This is a genomic window from Aneurinibacillus sp. XH2 (assembly GCF_001439585.2).
GTDB lineage: Bacteria > Bacillota > Bacilli > Aneurinibacillales > Aneurinibacillaceae > Aneurinibacillus > Aneurinibacillus thermoaerophilus.
Genome location: NZ_CP014140.1, coordinates 2136647 through 2154472, shown reverse-complemented (window position 1 = coordinate 2154472; position 17826 = coordinate 2136647). Strand labels below are relative to the sequence as shown.

Sequence of the window (17826 nt, the reverse complement as noted above, 5' to 3'; positions counted from 1 at the left end):
AAAAGAGGGGCATTCGCTTTGCATGATCATAGTGTAGTAGCATATGAAGACTACATTAAGAATGAATGTGGAGGCTCATTATGGAAAACAAACAACCCGCTTTTACCTATGAACAGCATTCATTTCCGTACACTGAATATGTGTATCCTGTGTCATATCCGCACCACTATGGTTATGTACAGGATGAGCGCGGCTCGATCTGGCCCATTATTCCGTTTTTGTTCCTAACCCCGTTCCTTTTTGGACACAGTAAAAAGTATGTGCCGTATCCATATCCGGCACCGTATCCGTACCCCGCTCCGTATCCGACACCATATCCATATCCGTTTGCACCGTATTAAAAAGTAGCTGAAGAATAAGGAGACAGAAACCAGAAAAACTTGCGAGACATTTGTTCACAAGTTTTTCCGGCTTTTTTTAATGATTTATTGCGCGATTTTGTAATAGCTTGGATAATTTTTTTCATATTCGGCGATTTTGTCTTCATGTATCAGAGTGATGCCAATATCGTCCAAACCTTTGAGCAGGCACTCGCGGCGGTATGCATCCACACTGAACGCAATTTCAAGGCCCTGCTCATCTGTAATCTTATTGTTTTCCAAATCGACGGTCAGCTTATAGCCTTCGGTTTCTGTTATGTTGCGGAACAGCCTGTCCACCGTCTCTTCCGGCAGTACAATCGGCAAAATGCCGTTTTTAAAGCAGTTGTTATGGAAGATGTCCGCAAAAGACGGTGCAATAATTACTTTAAAACCGTAATCGAGCAAAGCCCACGGCGCGTGCTCACGAGATGAGCCGCATCCGAAGTTGTTGCGCGCAAGCAAGATGTGCGCTCCTTTGTAGCGCGGCTTATTTAATTCGAAATTCGGATTCGGGTTGTTGTTTTCGTCAAAGCGCCATTCATAGAACAGGAACTGGCCGAAACCGGTGCGTTCAATGCGCTTCAAGAATTGTTTCGGGATAATTGCGTCTGTATCGACATTGACACGGTCGAGCGGAGCAACCACGCTTGTAATCTTTTTAAACGGTTCCATGTGCTTTTTCCTCCTTTGCTTTTACTTCCCAGTTGCGGACGTCGACGAAATGGCCGGCGATTGCGGCTGCCGCTGCCATTTCCGGGCTTACGAGGTGAGTGCGTCCACCGCGGCCTTGGCGTCCTTCAAAATTGCGGTTTGAAGTGGAAGCGCAGCGTTCGCCGGGAGCGAGTACATCCGGGTTCATCGCTAGGCACATGCTACAGCCCGGCTCGCGCCATTCAAAACCAGCTTCAATGAAGATTTTATCCAGCCCTTCTTTTTCCGCCTGCTCCTTTACCATCCCGGAACCTGGTACAACCATCGCCTGCACATGCGGCGCAACTTTGTAGCCGTTGGCGATTTTCGCTGCGGCGCGCAAGTCTTCGATGCGTCCGTTCGTACAGGAACCAATGAACACGCGGTCGATCTGGATTTTAGTCATCGGCGTGTGTGGCTCGAGGCCCATGTATTCCAGCGCTTTTTGTGCCGCTTTGCGCTCATTTTCCGTCGCAAAATCTTCTGGCGCCGGAACTACGCCGGTAATGCCGATTCCCATGCCCGGGCTTGTGCCCCATGTAACCTGCGGTTCGATGGTGGATGCGTCGATGACTACGCGACGGTCGTATTCCGCGCCCTCATCGGTCACGAGCTTCCTCCAGGCTTCTACCGCCTTATCCCATTCTTCGCCTTTTGGCGCGAACTGGCGTCCTTTTAAATATTCAAATGTCGTCTCGTCCGGCGCGATCAGCCCTGCGCGTGCGCCTGCTTCAATTGACATATTGCAGACGGTCATTCTCTCTTCCATGGACAGTTTTTTGATAGCTTCGCCCGTATATTCAATGACGTATCCGGTGGCAAAATCTGTGCCCCACTTTGCGATAATAGCAAGAATCAAGTCTTTTGCCGTTACGCCGAGCGGGAGGTCGCCTTCCACATGCACTTCGAGCGTTTTTGGCTTTTTTTGCTGCAGGCATTGGGTCGCGAGCACATGCTCCACTTCGCTTGTACCGATACCAAAGGCGAGCGCGCCGAAGGCTCCGTGAGTAGATGTATGGCTATCTCCGCATACGATCGTTTTGCCCGGGTGCGTCAAGCCGAGTTCCGGGCCCATGACGTGAACAACGCCCTGCTCTTTGCTGTCAAGGTCAAACAGCGTGATGCCAAATTCTTTGCAGTTTTGCTGCAACGTTTCAATTTGCTGACGGGAAATTGGATCTTCGATCGGAAGGGAGCGGTTTGTTGTTGGCACGTTGTGGTCGACGGTCGCAAACGTTAAATCCGGACGCCGCACTTTACGGCCCGCGAGACGCAATCCTTCAAACGCCTGCGGAGATGTTACTTCATGCACAAGATGCAGGTCGATGTATAGCAGACTGGGTTTGTTTTCTTCCGCGTGGATGACGTGATTGTCCCAGATTTTTTCAAACATTGTGCGTGGTTTCATTCGTCTCTCCCCTTTTTCTGTAATTGTTTATTACTTTTTTGAATCTTTATATAAGTTTTAGCATAGAAAACTGAAAAGTTCAAAGATATAATATTTATAAAATGTATAGGTTTTTCCTATAAAAATGAAGAAGGAAGATTTGAATGGAATTTAGACAATTGCTGTATGCTGTGACGATCGCGGAAGAAAAAAGTTTTTCAAAAGCGGCGGAAAAGTTGCATTTAGCGCAACCATCGCTTAGCCAGCAAATCGCCAAGTTGGAGAAGGAATTGGATGTTATTTTATTTGAGCGTTCAAGTTCGACCCGCCTGACCGATGCAGGAGAGCGTTTTTATGAATCGGCGACGAGAATTCTTGATGCGGTGGAGCAATTGAAAAAAGAGATGCAGGATATGGTGGAATTGGAAAAAGGGACGCTTACGGTCGGTAGTCTGCCCATTACGGGAGCACACATTTTGCCGCTCGTACTTCCCGTGTTTAAAAGAAAGTATCCTGGCATCCAGGTGCGTTTGGTTGAAGAACCGACCCTTGTGTTGGAGCAATTGACGGCCCGCGGCACAACGGAAATGAGCCTGCTTTCACTGCCGATACAGGAGCCGAATCTTGAGTGGGAGCCGATATTGGAAGAAGAAATTTGTCTAGCTGTGCCACCTGATCATCCGCTTTCCCGGAGAAAGGAAGTAGAGATTCGCGAACTAAATGCTGAAGCGTTTATTATGCTGAAAAAGGGCCAGGGGTTTCGCACCCTGGCCGCCAAATGGTGTGAAGAAGCGGGATTCGTTCCGCAAGTTGTATTTGAAAGCAGCAACATTGAAACCGTACAGTCGCTTGTGGCCGCAGGAATGGGGATTGCCTTTGTCCCCAGAATGATCACGCGTTTCTCGAAAGAGGAGATGCTGCCCGTGTATGTATCGTTGCGTGATCCGACGCCGCGGCGCACGCTTGTTATAGCATATCGCCGCGGCCGTTACCGCTCGCGCGCGAGCCGTGCGTTTTTGTCTACCGTCAAAGAGGTGCTTAGGGAGATGGAACAATCGTTCCGTCGCTTTTAACTGTCGCTTTAGGTGAGATGCGGTCTATGAAGTTCAGAAAGCTTGCTTTTTCCGCTCCCGTCATCAGGCGTGGCCGTCCGTTTATGATGTGAGCTGGAACAAGATTTGCCTGTATGCGCTTGCCGTTGAGTGCCACTTCGAGAATCGCCGTCTGGTTACAGAGGTCCATTTTGCTTTTTGTGAAGACAAAATTGCCGAGCGAGTAGGCAATTAGCTTCCCTTTGTACCATTCCACCGGTTGCATGATGTGGGAGTGATGACCGACAACAAGGTCCGCTCCTGCATCCACCAATTTATGCCCCATTTCTGTCTGATATGCTTCAGGTACGGTCATGCGTTCTTTGCCCCAGTGGATAAAAACGATAACCATATCGGCATTTTTTCTTGCTTCCCGGACTTTGCTGTACATACCTTTTGGATTGTACGCGCTGGCAAGTCCCGGCTTGTTCGCGCCAGCCATCCAGCTTGTGGAAGGTAACACACGGCTATAGTTTAAGAATGCGATTGTTTTGCCGCGCTTTGTTATGTAGTGGATTTGCGTCGCTTCTGTAAGATTTTTACCCGCTCCCATGGGGATGAGCTTCGCTTTTTGCAGGTGCTTAATGGTATCGAGGAGCGAATCTTGACCGAAATCCATCGTATGATTATTTGCGAGTCCAACAAGATCATAGCCGCTATCAGCCATTGCCTGGGCCATGCGCGGGTCGGAGCGGAATGTGAATTGTTTATTTTGCGCTGCTCCTCTGGTTGTCAGTGTCGTTTCTAAATTGCCGACCGCAATATCTGCTCGCGCCAGTATAGGCTTCACGTCGGTGAACGGATAGCTTGTTCCGTTCTTTTTAATTTGTTTAGCTACCGTACCGGTGAACTGTAAGTCTCCTGTAAATGCCAGTGTCACGCGGTCAAGGCTCGTAATCATCACATCGGCGTTTTTGGTTTTGGCGTCAGCTATTACGTTCATTAAACCGCCCGCAAGGAGCCCGAGGGCAAGGATGCCTGCCGCAAGCCAAGCGAAGCGGTATTTTCGGTATGTTTTCATGCTATGTTTTTCCTCTCCCTTAGACATGTTCCTTTTATTTCCTTTCTATCCTTATAACATCATATCACACCTATGTTGAATGAAAAGATTATCTTTCAAAAAAATACCTTTGCGCATTCTTGGGCCCATAGTAAAATGAAAAGAAAAGAGAGGGTGGAAACCGTTGTTCTACGTTGTTTTGACTTTCCATCTGCTGGCGATCACGGCCAAGCTTGCCGTGCTGTTCTTGATTCCACGGCTGCGAAGCGTGGAGCAAACCCGGCGTTTTCTCGCCACATATCGGAAGTTGGACTGCGCGGCCGACGTAGTGCTCTGGAGTACGGGCATTGCGTTTTTCTTCGTTACTTCGTTTCAATATTTAATGCAGATGTGGCTGATTGTGTCCATGCTTTTATATATGTTTGTTTTCTATATGATGAAGCGGTTTCTTATGCGTGGTTTGGTAGAAGTAGCAAACAGTCGCAAAATTTATGCCGAGAAAGAATTGAAAACGCTTCGTTTTCAGAACCTGTGTGTCGGACTTTTTTCCATATTTTTAATGGGCTGTATCGCGTTTATGATGATGAACAAACCGTTCTAAATACGGTTGAAAAAAGAAAAAGCAGGGATGGGAAATTGCCTATCCCTGCTTTCATTTATGCCGTTAGTTAACCCATTCGGCCACGGTTTGCTTCGCTTCTTCCAGTTCGCTTTCATGCACATAGATAGCGGCCCTTTTTTCCACAAATGTCCGGATTCCTTTCTCTTCCAGACGTCGTTGCATAGCTCGTAACCGGAAGTCGTTGCGGTCAAGGAACACAACAACCCATCCTTCTTCCGGTTTTGCTGTACTGCTGAACATTCTGCGCAGTTTCTTCAACATGTTAAGATTCACCACCTTAGGATGCCTAAGTTTGTATAGTATGATCTTCGAAGCGTGGGTGGTTTTTTTGACCGGGGAAACGAGCGGAGCCGTTTGTCTTTCATGCCTGTACACAATCTATACAAATACGTATTGTCATCATGCCATGTGCAGGCGCAAAGGGCAATACGCGAAAAGTCCCGGAAACTATAAGATACAGCAATGCAAGTAAAAGGGACTATTGCCAATTCCATGCAATATTTGCACTGTTAATTAATTGTAGACTTGATAAAATTTAAGGTAAGAAAACAGTCAGCTATTTAAAGATAAAGCATAGGAGGGCATAAAAATGGCAATGAAAGCAACCGGTGTAGTTCGGAAAGTAGATGAGTTGGGACGTGTCGTGATTCCGATTGAGTTGCGTCGCAATTTGGGTATCGCCGAAAAGGATGGGCTGGAGATTTTCGTTGATGAAGAAAAAATTATTTTGAAGCGGTACGCTCCGGCCTGCATTTTTTGCGATTCGGCAGAAAATATCACAAGCTACCGTGGACGCAACATTTGCAAGAGCTGTCTGACGAATTTAAAAGAAATGGAGTAAAAAAACAGTCGGCCTTATATAGGGCCGACGTTCTTTTTTCTTTTCTCTATTTAAAAATTAATCACGATATTATTTAGCGCCGCTACTCCTTCGTATTGCTCCTTGAAATAGGCGAACCCTTTCACAATGATGGAATTTCCTTCAGGTGGTTTCGTAAGATGCAATGTAAAATTGGCAAAGACCAAGCGGTTGCCAGCCATCAATTCGTTGCAGAAGAGCGGAGTTAGCCAGTACTCCCCGTTGTTTTTTCCCTGTTCACTCTCGTTCTCTTGAATGTACTGCCATTCATTTGAAGAGGACGATTCAATCAAAAAGGATGTCTGCTTTTTCGTTTTTCTGATCTTTCCGCTCAGTGTTCCCGCTGGAGCGGGCGAAATCCGGATGCAAATGATCGGCGCATGTAGCGTCGCGTTTCCCGTATTTTTCACAATGAAGTCGCCCATAACAAGCACATTGTTTTCTTCATCTTCATCTGGCAAAATGACCGAGTAATTAAAAAAAGCCGCACTTTCTATCCTGCCCCCGTCGCTTGTTGCTCGCTCCTGGTTATCGTTTGGCTTCTGAATAGGCTTAGTCAATTCTTTTTCAATTAAAGCGGTGTAACGTGAAAGTTCAGCACAGTAAGATAGGATGGTTTGCGTATGGTTCTTGTCCATTCTATTCTCCTTTTTCTAAAAAAGTAATGTAGACAAGAAGAGAGGATTTCTCTCCTTGTCTGAGAAAGAATGCCGATTAACCTGGAAAAACAGTAGGGCATTGCGGCGGGAACGGGCGCGGTGGGCATTCGAATGGCAATTCTGGACGTGGCTGGCAGAAGTCGGCCAAAATTTCGAGCTTAACCATCGCTTCCATTTGAATGTCCTGGCACATGTTGATGGAAATATCGAGCTGGAATTCGTCGGTTCCATTTGTGCCGGTGCAAGGGAAGAAAATGAGCTGCGCATCGCATTCAAAATCAGTAATATGGCACTGTAGGAATGTTCCCGGAGGTGCGCACAGGAAAAACTTCTCTGCTACTTGGAACGGTTTTGTTACACAGCAGATAATTGGTTTCTCACATACGGTTGGCAGCACCTTTAAAACAACGGTGACGAATCCTTTTTTCAGCACTTTCACTTTTTGCAGTGTAACTACTTCGCCTGTAGGCAGCGTAACCTGCACATCTTGACGACCACCCGGCTGCGTGATTTCAACGCAGCAAATCGATCCTTCATCTAACGGATCAAGCGGTTTTCCGAACTCGTCGGATAAAAAGCATTCGACGGTTCCGAATTTTGCAACATCTTGGGTGGTTATTCCTGTGGGTAATGTGCAACCAGGGAAAACCTCAGTAAGAAGACCGCGCTGGCTAATGAGTGGAACGTCGACTTGGCGGGTTACCCAGTCAAACACTTTAGGCACTTTGATACATACAGTTTCTTGTTGTGCGCCTTGAATTGCTTCAGGGTTAAATTCATGGTTTATATGCATGCATAACCATCCTTTCTGAAGTATTGGTGGGGATTGGAACTACTTTATTTTATGGAGAGGGCTCGGAGGCAGTTCTAGGCATTCGCGGAATTTTTTACGATAGGTAAAAAAGAAAAAAATCGTTTAGCATTTTTCACGACGACTTCACCTATATCTAGACGGATGCATAAAAATAGAGAGACACAAGGGACATATATCAAGAAGAGGTGATTGATGATGAAAGATGGTTCGATCGTCCGGTTCGAATCAAGTGATTCGAGCCAATTGCAGTTAAAACAAAAGCTAATTAATTTACAATCTGAGCTTTCGCGCTATAAAGTCATTCTCTCGCGCTATAAAGCGGAGCTTTCTCGTTATAAAACAAGAGTCAAACAGTATAAGAATAGTGGAAATCTTAGCCAGATACAGGAAGAACTGAAGAACAAAATTTTATCACTGCAGGATGAACTGGAAGCACAGAACAGGCGTTTGCACGAATTGAGCGAAGAAAGAAGGCATCATATGGAGGAGAAGGAGCAGCTTTTACAGACAATAGAAAAGCTAGCGTGCGAAGTGGATGTCTTGGAAGGCAAGGTTGCGCAATATGAGAACGATAAAAAGGATTGGCAAAAGCGCGTCAAAAAAATGGAAACAGAAGCGAAGACCCTTCAGACACAGCTGTACGAGCAGGAGCAAAGATATAAAAAAGAATGGGAAAATCGGCTTGTGAAAAGAGAACAACAGATTGCGCAGCTCCAAACGCAGCTTGAGGAAAGAACTGAGGAAAATGAAAAGCAGAATCAGCGAGCACAGCAGCGCATGGAGGAGCTTGAATGCCAGCTAGAAGAAATGCAGACATGCCTGTACAAAAAACAGCAACATATTGAACAATTAGAATGGCAAGCGGCACAGTATGAGGCGGAGAAAGCGGAACTTAAGCAGCGTATGGTTGAATTTGAAGCGCAGCTTCAGCAGGCACAGCAGCAGGTTGCGGATGTGAAAGGAGAGAATGAATTAGCGTTGCGGCAGCAAATCGCGCGCTGCGAAGAAGAACTGAAAAAAGCGCAGGTACATGTAGAGGAACGAGATCGGCAGATTAAGGAACTTACATGGCAGCTAGAACAGCAAGCGGCACAGTATGAAGCAGAGAAAGGACAGTTGCAACAGCAAATCGCGCATTATGAAGCAGATTCGAAAAAAATGCAATGGCATGCAGAAGAACGCGATCGGCAAATCGAGGAACTTAAACAACAGCTAAAACAGAAACGAACGCAATATAAAGCGGAGAAAGCGGAGCTTGAGCAGCGTATGGTTGAACTTGAAGCACAGCTACAGCAGTCGCGGCAGAAACATACGAAAGAGAGAGAAGAGCATGAAAACGTGTTGCGACAGCAAATGGCGCATTATGAAGAAGAACTGGAAAAAGCACAACGGCATGCAGAAGAGCGCGAACGGCAGATTGAAGCGTTTAAACGGCAACTGGAACAGAAATTGGCGCAATATGAAGCGGAAAAAATGGAGCTTGAGCAGCGCGCCGCTGAGCTTGAGGCACAGCTTCAGCAAGTGCGCGAGAAGCGCGCGAACGAGAGAGAAGAAGAAGAAATAAGGCGGCTGCAACAGCAAATCGCGCACTATGAAGAAGAGTTGAAAAAAGCGCAGGTACATGTAGAGGAACGAGATCAGCAAATTGAGGCATTTAGATTGCAATTGGAACAGAAACTGGCACAGTATGGAGCAGAGAAAGCGCAAATTCAGGAGCGTATTCGTTATCTTGAAGAGGAAGTGAAATACGCCGAATCGTGTTTGTTGGAAAAAGAGCAGTTAATTGATGAACAAACACAGCAGCATATTAATGAATTAGAACAAGAATTGTTGCTGGCGCAGGAATATTTAATGGAAAAGGATCAATTAATCGAAGAGCTTAAGCTTCAGTTTGCACAAAAAGTTGAGCGGTATGACGCAAAGGAAAAGGAAGCGGAAGCGATACAAGCCATAAATGATGCATGGCAGCATGAACAATTCGCGGCACAATTACAGCAGCATATTCATGCGCTGGAGGAAGAGGTCAAGCAAGCGCAGGAACAATTGAGCAATAAAGAACAGGAATTTGATAAGTTAAACAGCCGGCTTGAAAAGAGAATTGCTGAACACGAGATAGAAAAAAGGCAATTGAGAGAAGAAATCGAGCGGTTGAAGCGACAGATTAAACGAATGGATGATGAGGTAACGCAAGTCCGGACAGAAATAGAAGAGAAAGAGCAACTTATTGCTAGATTGAAGCAGCGGGAAACCCGGCTGAAAAACGAAAAGGCGCAACTGGAACATCAGCTTGATGAGTACGAGGAAAAATCCAGCCGTGCGCAATTTGAACTTGATAAAAAGGATAAACAACTGCAACAATTGCAATCAAAGTTGGATGAAGAAGTGAAGCAGGCGCAGACACAATTATTTAATAAAGAACGGGAAATTCGTGATCTAAACGGTCAGCTTGAGAAGAGCATGGTAGAACATGAAACAGAGAAAAAGCAACTCGTGGAAGAAATCGAGCGGTTGAAGCGGCAAATTAAAAAGATGGATGATGAGGTAGCACAAGTTCGGACAGAAATAGAAGAGAAAGAGCAACTTATTGCTAGATTGAAGCAGCGGGAAACCCGGTTGAAAAACGAAAAAGCGCAACTGGAAAGCCAAATTGATGAATATGAAGGAAAAGCGAATTACGCACAAACGGAACTTAATAAAAAAGACAAACAATTGCATGATGAACTTCACAAAAAAGACAAACTGCTTCAACAATTAAGGGTACAGTTCAACGAAGAAATGAAGCAGATGCAGGAGGAGTTATTCAACAAAGATCAAGAAATTCGTGAGCTAAATAGCCGATTTGAGAAGAAAGTGGCGGAACATGAAACAGAGAGAAAGCGACTTGCGCAGGAAATTGAACAGCTAAAGCAGCAGATGAAATTGACAAATGATACGGTAACGCAAGTTCGGATGGAAATGGAAGAGAAAGAGCGACTCATTACCAAGTTGAAGCAGAAAGAAAACTGGCTAAAAAACGAAAAAGCGCAACTGGAAAGCCAAATTGATGAATACGAAGGAAAAGCGAATCACGTCCAAACAGAACTTGATAAAAAAGACAAACAGCTGCATGAACTGCAACAGCAACTGGAGAAGCAGGCGATGCAATATGAAGCTGAGAAAAAGGAACTGGAAAATCATATTGCCCAGCTTAAGGAAGATACAGAAGAGGCACACACTCGTATGGTCGAGAAGGAACAGAAGATTGGGGAGTTAGAAAAACAGGTGGTCGAGTTAACGGCGCTTCCGCAAAAAGAGGCAACACCTGCACCGGAAACAGTGGCCGTAAAGAAGCCGTGGTTTATGCGAATTTTCGAGGAACAGAAGGCGTTTGCCAGGCCAAACCCGTCAGTTATGATGCGGGTTACTGATATGAAGAGAGGACAGATCAACGCAGGAGGAACGTTTAAAAGGTTGCAGCAGATGGCGGCACATGGACAGACGAAGCCTGCCGAAAGCAATAGAACCTTTAACATGCAGCAGATGGCAGCACATGGACAGACGAAGCCTGCCGAAAGCAATAGAACCTTTAACATGCAGCAGATGGCGGTGCATGGACAGATGAAGCCTGCCGAAAGCAATAGAACCTTTAACATGCAGCAGATGGCGGTGCATGGACAGATGAAGCCGGCCGAAAGCGAAGAAACCTTTAATATGCAGCAAATGGCGGCGCATGGACAGATGAAGCCTGCCGAAAGCGAAGAAGTCTTGAATATGCAGCAAATGGCGGTACATGGACAGACGAAGCCGGCTGAAAGTGAAGAAGCCTTGAATATGCAGCAAATGGAAGCGCATGGACAGACCAAGCTGGCCAAAAGTAAAGGGACATTCAAAATGCTGCAATCGCTGGCCACAAACGGACAGATGAAGCCTACTTCCGAAAGTAAAGGAACCTTTAACTCATTTTCTTCTTTCCAGGTATCGGAAGAAGGGGGGCAGCTTTACAATATACATGAACCGAACAGAGCTTTTGCTGAAGATGAAAATACGAGAATAGAGATGTTCACGGAAAATACAGGAGATAGAGTAGAACCTGCAAAAAAAAATGTGATGTTCGGAAAAGAGGAGGAATAATGTTTCCCGCTCCATTTCACCTGCACGAAGCAACATATGAAGAGATGATTGCTTATTGTAAACAGAAGCTTCCGAACGAAGCGTGCGGACTCATTTCTGGTCCGATAGGGGCTGAGATTGGTCTTACGCTCTGGAAACTTTCAAATGAAGCAAAGAAGCCAGATCGCTTTTTATTATCGAAGCCGGCTGTAGCGGAAGTATTGGAGAAGATGAAACAGCAGGGAGAACAATTAACAGGAATTTTTCATTCGCATCCCACAACGGAAGCGTACCCTTCCGTAACGGATATCGCCTACAACCCTTATCCGGAGGTGGCTTACATCATTGTATCGCTAGCAGCTCCGTCTCCGGTTGTACGTTGCTTTACAATGAAAAATAATGAAGTGCGGTCGCTTGAGCTTGTGTTTTTCAGAAGCGATTAAAAAACAGGGTAAGGAGGTTTTCTATTTCATGTAAGAAAGCCTCTTTTTTTACTCTATCACACCATTTTGTGCAGTAAGCATATTGTGTTAATAGGATGGTACATGCTAGTAGAAAGGAGTGGTTAGCATGAACAACCCTAAGTATCGGGTAAGCCCGGGACTTTATCCGAATAAAACCAACAGCAAAAGTACAATCCTAAAGCAGGGAGACAACATATGGGGAAGTTATGGATTTTCACAACAAGCTCGGAATAAAGCGAAAAAAGGCGGATGCGCTTGTGGCGGAGCCAAGGTGGTAAAAAGGAAATAGAGATAACAAAGTGAGAAGCGGAAATCAGACGCTAGGCGCCTGCCTGCTTCTCACTTCTTTTGTTCCTTTTTATCTGAAAATTTTCCTATCACGGTACAAATGTCGGAACATACATGAAGAGATAGATATTATAGAAAGGATATCGATATACCAAATGTTATGAATATAGAAAATAGATAATTTCCCTACGACAGACGCGGAGGCATTTACATACTAGAATAATAGAATATAGTAATCTATCCTTTCGAAGACACTGGTGGGGAACAGAATCGGAGATAAGGAAGATGGATAGGAAGGCTCTTCAGTATCTTGCCGGGGAGCTTTCTTTCGTTTTGAATGAAGGGCTCATTTCCCTCTTTTCTATGCCCCTATTCTTTTGTCAGTCGTGCGAATGTTGGAACATGGAGGATGATGAGCGATTTGCTTGTTGCGTAATTTACGGGAGTCAAGGAGATGATAGACTTTTTTATATGCTGTCTTGCTATAAACGCATTTTGATTTTATAAAATGTGTGAATTCATCAGGGTAAGCGTGGAGTCAATGAGATATGCATGTATATAGAATATAGTAAATGAAAAAAGGAGATGATTATATTGGCTTGTAGTTTTTGTTTAAATTCGTGCTGTCCAGGTTGCCGTCCTGCTAATCCAGTGATCTTTTGCCCGCCTTCATGTCCGCCCCCTGTACGGGGAGAGGAATGTAATTTGCTTTGTGAATTACAAGTAAGCGAAAGCGTGCCGGTTACGCCCCCCCCTACTACCCAACAGCCCATTACTTCGGTGACGATCACAACTGACCAGGTGGGCGATCGGGTGTATTTGGAAGGAACGGTAGAATGGGCTCCGGCTGGCCTTACTACTTTACCGATCACGGTTCTCCCGTTGAGCATTAACTTGGGCGTCCCGGGAACGTTTAGAATCTGGCGGGATGCCATCGGACCGGCTGGCGTGAACGTTTTCGAAATTACGGATACAAGCTCGCTTCTAAACTTAACGCTTTCCGCTCTGGTTCTGCCTCTTACGGTTACCCTTGCGTTCAATCCGACAACGACGAGCTTCCACTTTGTCGATCAGAACGTGCCGCCGGGAACGCATACGTACTTCCTGACTGTAGATGTGCCGCCTACCTCCAGCGGAATTACGACCTCCGCATTTGTCTTTACCGCTGAAGAGATTAACCCGAACCCACCCGTATAATAGGGAAAAAGCACAGAAGCTCTCTGTTAGCATACGCTGACAGAGAGCTTTGTGTTTTGTTGAAGGCGCTGGCGATGCCGTCTGATACGGACGGAAAAAGAGCGAGAAGGCAAACGCCTGCAAGTCGTTCTTACATAATAAGCCAGTCTGCCTGTTAGCCATGGGGAAGAGTCCGAATAAAATTTCTAAATTCATCTTCCAGCCCCTTTTTCGCAATAAAACATTTCATAAGCGAATATGCGCTGATGGTTCGTTGCATATCTTCCTGTTTTTGCTTTACTAATTCACAGGATTTCGTATACAATTCGCGCATTCGGCTGTATTTTTCCCGGTATTCAATCAATAATTTGCGCGACTCTATACATAAATCGAATAGTTCGCTGCACTGTTCATGGTATTCAAGCAGCAGCCGAGTCAGTGTTTCGTTGTGGTATTCTTTGTATTTTCTTCGTATTGTACCGCGTTCTTTTAATAAAGCAAAAGGGATCACTTTTTGTTCTCTGTCCACTTTTATCACCCCACTTTTTAACTATTGTATTATCGTGTTGTCCAGCCTGTCTCGGCTCTTATGGAGGATGAGGATGTATTTTTACTTTTGTGGGGAAAAGGGACATGAATAAAAATTGCCGGACATAAAGACCCGGCAGTTGCAGATGTCCATCAATGCTATCCATTCGTAAGATGGGGTTGAAGAAAGGATGAAGCTTATGTTTTTGACTCAATGAGGGCCGCCGCTCCCGCGATGGCGAGAATCACCAGGAAAATAAATGAGGCTGGCAAGAACCAGTATAACGTGACTACCAGCGCGGCGGACCAAATGCCGACGCACCAATAGCAACTTAAAAGTTTGCCGATTAAGCGACGCAGGCCTGTTCCCTTGATCTCAATGTGCTGGATGGTCTGGCCATCTACGTCTTCTTCATGCGTTATGGCTAAAAAAGGGGCTCGGATAAATGATGTGATTTCGTCAAATACAAGCAAGTGGGTAAGGCGGAAAGAAGCGAAAATGAGAATAACCAGATGAATCCATGAAAGTTCAGGCAAGCTGTCTCCTCCTTTTCTGAAATAAGTAGCTCTCCAGTCAATATTGTATTTTATGATATCCCCTTGTAGAAAATGAGAAAGCGAAATGCAGGTTCCCGTTCCTTTATGACTATTCCTCTTGCATTTTCTAGTCACATATCCAACCATTAGGAAATACGATAAAAAAGAGGAATCGTGTTGAGGTTGAGAAGAGGATAGAGAATGGGGGGAAGATGTGAATGGGTACCAAAAAAGCAAAAGTAAGCCTGTGTATGATTGTTAAGGATGAAGAACAGCATTTGCCTGCCTGCTTAGAGAGTGTGCAATCGCTTGTCGATGAAATCATTATCGTGGATACTGGCTCAACAGATCGAACCGTTGCGATTGCCAAAAAATATGGCGCTAAGGTGTTCCACAAACCTTGGGAAGACGATTTTTCTAAGGCGCGCAATGTTTCTTTGAAGAAAGCGACAGGAGATTGGATTCTACAGCTGGATGCGGATGAACGGCTCGAACAAGAAGACAGGAGGAAATTTCAGGCATTAATTCAATCAGGGACAGCAGAAGGCTACCTTTTTCAAATTCTCAACCACAACTTTGAATTTACCGGAGATGTATGCGTATTTCCCAGTGTCCGATTGTGGAGGAATAGGCCTGAATACCGTTTTGTTGGCGCTCTTCATGAACAAATTACTTTGTCTATTATTAAACGGAGCACAACGGACAGCTTGTTAATGACACCGATTCGTATTCATCATTATGGATATTCGGCAGCAGTAATGCAGAAAAAACGCAAAGTAGAACGAAATATAAAAATTGCTGAAGCGGAGGTGAAAAAACATCCTGGCCATCCATTTCATTATTACAATCTTGGTACGGAATATTTAAATGTAAAGCGATATTTGGAGGCAAGTCAGCAATTTCAACTTGCTCGCAAGCATTTGCAGGACTTTCAAGAAATCTGGGTAGCAAGCTTGTTCAAGAATTATACCAGTGCGCTACTGGCGATGCGGAACTTTCCCGAAGCCATCCATCTTCTTGATGAAGGAATACAACTTTTTCCGGATTTTACAGATCTCATTTATTTGAAAGCAGTTTGCCTTTTTGAATTAGGTGAATACTCACAAGCGATAGAGATGTTTCACCAATGTCTGGCTATGGGATCATCTCCTATTCATAAGTATCCCAGCAATAAGGCATTAAGTAATGAGAAAGCCCATTATGCTTTAGCGCTTTCTTACAGAAAATTAAATCAAGTCGATAAGGCGGTTCACCATTTCCAGCAGGCATATGTATGTAACCGAAAATGGACGGAGCCTCTTTATCAACTGTTTCCTTTGCTTTGTAAGAAAAGTTCGGTGGAAAAAGCAACGGCGAAATTGCATGAGCTTGTCCAGCCTGCCCAGACCGTAGACTATATGTTGATGGCGCAACTCCTCATAACATGGTATCAATTTACAGCAGCCAAACATTATTTGCTGGAAGCAGAACGGATAGAACCAGCTAATCAACAGATTTTTTACCTTGCGGGAATTTGTGCGTTGCGAGAAGGAAACTATGCTCAGGGCATTTACTGGTTGGAGCGCCTGAATAAAACGTTCCCTAATTATGGCGTATCACGCCTTTTTCTTTACTATTGTTACGCAGCGAGCGGGCAACAAGAAGCCGCCCTTCATTTGATGAGCAGCATTGGAAATAATGAATCTCTTTTGCGCGCGCTTGCGAAAGTATATTTAGAGGAAGCCGCCCTGTTGCTACAGGAAGGGCTGTTTTATCATCCTGATTCTAGCATCATCAACAAAGAACAAATTCATCAAATCCTGGAGGTTATGTCCCTTGCCTAAGTTCCCTTGCCTGAGCTTGTGTATGCTTGTTAGAGATGAAGAAGAGTGGATGGCCCGTTGTTTAAATAGCATAAAAGATGTAGTAGATGAAATGATCATTGTCGATACAGGCTCGTCTGACCGTACGGCAGAAATTTGCCAGTCGTTTGGGGCGCAAGTATTTCGCTTTTCCTGGAATGGGAATTTCGCGGATGCCTGCAATTTTGCTCTAGAACGTGCAACAGGGGATTGGATTCTCTGGTTGCATGCTGATGAAGAACTTGATGAAAATGATCGGGATCAACTGCGCGCAAACCGGGATAAAAAAGAATACCATGCTTTCTGTCTGCCTTTCATTACGTACTATGGCGAAAGCTCCGTAACAGAAAAAGGAATTCAGACATCCCATATCCGACTGTTTCGAAATCGCATGGGTTATCGCTTCATTCATCCGCTCTACGAGAGGCTAAATATTGAAGAGGTAGAAAACGACGCGAAAATTGGATTTCTTCCTGTAAAAATTCATCGTTATGGATACTTACATCATGTGATTGAAAAGAGAAAAGAGGCAGGCTCACCACTCGATGCAGGCATCGATCGTATCTTCCACCCGCTGATTCAATCGCTGATTGCGAAGCGAAACTATATTATGTCGCTTCATATGCTTGAAAAGTTAGAGCATATCGGCCTATCGAATGATTGGCTAAGCAGCATGAAAGGATTATCTTTCATGGGGATTGGATTACTTCCGAAAGCGAAAGCGCTATTGGCCAGTGTGCCGAGTTCAAGCCTGTATTATTTTCAGTCGTTAGAAGCGCTGTGTATCATTGCTTGGGTTGAAGAAAAATTCAATGAAGCCGATATGTACGTAAAGCAAATGGAGACGCTGGCAGGTCATGATAGAAAAACGGTGACCTTCCGCTTGCTTCATCAACGATTTACTACAAACCATATGGACGATACGAAAAACATAGATATCGAAGCCGTTAGTGAAGTATTTGGTAAATGTGTTGAACTTAATGGAAAAAAGCAGCTGGAACAACTTGTTTCGTTCATGCATAAGACAGAAAATACGGTGTTGCAGCAAAAAGTCTCCAAATTAGTAGATGAATTTGGATATGTGCCCATAAATATGCCTTGTTCTGAAAAGACACAAGAGAACCCTTTGTTATATGCCGCCCACTTGCTTTCCCAACAAAAGTACCCGGAAGCGAGAAAACTTTATAAACAGATGATAAACCAGCAGCCGTTGCAAGACGAGATCCGTTGCAAATTAGCGGCGACCATGCTCCTTGAATTGAAGCAACTGTTAGCAACGAAGGTAGCCCTTTACCCCAATTTATACAATTTGTATCAAGCTGTTACCGGTCTACACTCTACATTAGAGTACCCATCCAATCCTTCTGTATGAATCAAGCAGCCGTATCTGGTGTTTTTTTCTAAAGTGAAACGTAACCA

General features: G+C 44.9%; 18 protein-coding genes. 10 read left to right on the top strand and 8 right to left on the bottom strand.

Translation table 11 applies throughout. The annotated features are described in order from the left end of the window. Positions 1-80: 80 nt before the first annotated feature. Positions 81-341: a hypothetical protein gene (locus ACH33_RS10655; protein ID WP_057899004.1), complete on the top strand. Its 261-nt coding sequence runs from the start codon at positions 81-83 to the stop codon at positions 339-341. Positions 342-425: 84 nt separating this feature from the next. On the opposite strand, the gene leuD is transcribed toward ACH33_RS10655, so the two are convergent. Both leuD and leuC read right to left on the bottom strand, forming a co-directional pair. Further along, positions 426-1034, bottom strand: a complete 609-nt coding sequence (gene leuD, locus ACH33_RS10650; RefSeq protein ID WP_057899003.1) for a 3-isopropylmalate dehydratase small subunit — start codon at positions 1032-1034, stop codon at positions 426-428. Continuing rightward, complete coding sequence (gene leuC, locus ACH33_RS10645; RefSeq protein ID WP_057899002.1) at positions 1021-2460, bottom strand: 3-isopropylmalate dehydratase large subunit; 1440 nt, start codon at positions 2458-2460, stop codon at positions 1021-1023. The genes leuD and leuC overlap by 14 nt, the downstream gene beginning before the upstream one ends. Positions 2461-2603: 143 nt before the next feature. Here leuC and ACH33_RS10640 point away from each other — a divergent pair, with 143 nt between their 5' ends. Further along, the gene (locus ACH33_RS10640; protein WP_057899001.1) at positions 2604-3512 is read left to right on the top strand and encodes a LysR family transcriptional regulator; all 909 of its coding nucleotides are present in this window, start codon (positions 2604-2606) and stop codon (positions 3510-3512) included. Here ACH33_RS10640 and ACH33_RS10635 read toward each other — a convergent pair. Beyond that, on the bottom strand, positions 3478-4551 hold the full coding sequence (locus ACH33_RS10635) for a CapA family protein (protein ID WP_162265025.1): 1074 nt from the start codon (positions 4549-4551) through the stop codon (positions 3478-3480). The two genes, ACH33_RS10640 and ACH33_RS10635, sit on opposite strands and share 35 nt — an antisense overlap. A gap of 163 nt (positions 4552-4714) precedes the next feature. Between ACH33_RS10635 and ACH33_RS10630 the strand changes: the two genes are divergently transcribed. Beyond that, positions 4715-5131, top strand: a complete 417-nt coding sequence (locus tag ACH33_RS10630) for a hypothetical protein (protein ID WP_057898999.1) — start codon at positions 4715-4717, stop codon at positions 5129-5131. Between the two features lie 63 nt (positions 5132-5194). Here the strand turns inward: ACH33_RS10630 and ACH33_RS10625 are convergent, their stop codons facing one another. Beyond that, entirely contained in the window at positions 5195-5413 is a 219-nt protein-coding gene (locus ACH33_RS10625) for a hypothetical protein (protein WP_057898998.1), read from the bottom strand. A gap of 334 nt (positions 5414-5747) precedes the next feature. Here ACH33_RS10625 and ACH33_RS10620 point away from each other — a divergent pair, with 334 nt between their 5' ends. Further along, positions 5748-5993 carry an AbrB/MazE/SpoVT family DNA-binding domain-containing protein gene (locus ACH33_RS10620; RefSeq protein ID WP_057900339.1) on the top strand — a complete coding sequence of 82 codons (246 nt, stop codon included), beginning with the start codon at positions 5748-5750 and terminating at the stop codon, positions 5991-5993. A 50-nt stretch (positions 5994-6043) separates the two neighbouring features. Here ACH33_RS10620 and ACH33_RS10615 read toward each other — a convergent pair whose 3' ends face one another. Next, positions 6044-6649 (bottom strand): hypothetical protein, encoded by a 606-nt coding sequence (locus tag ACH33_RS10615; RefSeq protein ID WP_057898997.1) that lies wholly within the window; start codon positions 6647-6649, stop codon positions 6044-6046. Between the two features lie 76 nt (positions 6650-6725). Then, the gene (locus tag ACH33_RS10610; RefSeq protein ID WP_057898996.1) at positions 6726-7463 is read right to left on the bottom strand and encodes a BMQ_0737 family morphogenetic spore coat protein; all 738 of its coding nucleotides are present in this window, start codon (positions 7461-7463) and stop codon (positions 6726-6728) included. 213 nt (positions 7464-7676) lie between these two features. Here ACH33_RS10610 and ACH33_RS10605 point away from each other — a divergent pair, with 213 nt between their 5' ends. From ACH33_RS10605 to ACH33_RS10585, 4 genes are all read left to right on the top strand, one after another. After that, positions 7677-11594, top strand: coding sequence for a hypothetical protein (locus tag ACH33_RS10605; RefSeq protein ID WP_057898995.1), 3918 nt, complete (start codon positions 7677-7679; stop codon positions 11592-11594). Further along, on the top strand, positions 11594-12016 hold the full coding sequence (locus tag ACH33_RS10600; protein WP_057898994.1) for a M67 family metallopeptidase: 423 nt from the start codon (positions 11594-11596) through the stop codon (positions 12014-12016). The genes ACH33_RS10605 and ACH33_RS10600 overlap by 1 nt, the downstream gene beginning before the upstream one ends. A 127-nt stretch (positions 12017-12143) precedes the next feature. Then, positions 12144-12326 (top strand): hypothetical protein, encoded by a 183-nt coding sequence (locus tag ACH33_RS10595; RefSeq protein WP_057898993.1) that lies wholly within the window; start codon positions 12144-12146, stop codon positions 12324-12326. 704 nt (positions 12327-13030) lie between these two features. Further along, the gene (locus ACH33_RS10585; protein ID WP_139184894.1) at positions 13031-13522 is read left to right on the top strand and encodes a hypothetical protein; all 492 of its coding nucleotides are present in this window, start codon (positions 13031-13033) and stop codon (positions 13520-13522) included. Between the two features lie 154 nt (positions 13523-13676). Here the strand turns inward: ACH33_RS10585 and ACH33_RS10580 are convergent, their stop codons facing one another. Both ACH33_RS10580 and ACH33_RS10575 read right to left on the bottom strand, forming a co-directional pair. Continuing rightward, positions 13677-14030 carry a hypothetical protein gene (locus ACH33_RS10580; protein ID WP_057898990.1) on the bottom strand — a complete coding sequence of 118 codons (354 nt, stop codon included), beginning with the start codon at positions 14028-14030 and terminating at the stop codon, positions 13677-13679. 197 nt (positions 14031-14227) lie between these two features. Continuing rightward, positions 14228-14566 carry a DUF1360 domain-containing protein gene (locus ACH33_RS10575; RefSeq protein WP_057898989.1) on the bottom strand — a complete coding sequence of 113 codons (339 nt, stop codon included), beginning with the start codon at positions 14564-14566 and terminating at the stop codon, positions 14228-14230. A gap of 218 nt (positions 14567-14784) precedes the next feature. Here ACH33_RS10575 and ACH33_RS10570 point away from each other — a divergent pair, with 218 nt between their 5' ends. Both ACH33_RS10570 and ACH33_RS10565 read left to right on the top strand, forming a co-directional pair. Continuing rightward, positions 14785-16389 carry a tetratricopeptide repeat-containing glycosyltransferase family 2 protein gene (locus ACH33_RS10570; protein WP_057898988.1) on the top strand — a complete coding sequence of 535 codons (1605 nt, stop codon included), beginning with the start codon at positions 14785-14787 and terminating at the stop codon, positions 16387-16389. Next, positions 16382-17779, top strand: a complete 1398-nt coding sequence (locus ACH33_RS10565; RefSeq protein ID WP_062731155.1) for a glycosyltransferase family 2 protein — start codon at positions 16382-16384, stop codon at positions 17777-17779. Before ACH33_RS10570 ends, ACH33_RS10565 begins: the two co-directional genes overlap by 8 nt. Positions 17780-17826 lie beyond the last annotated feature (47 nt).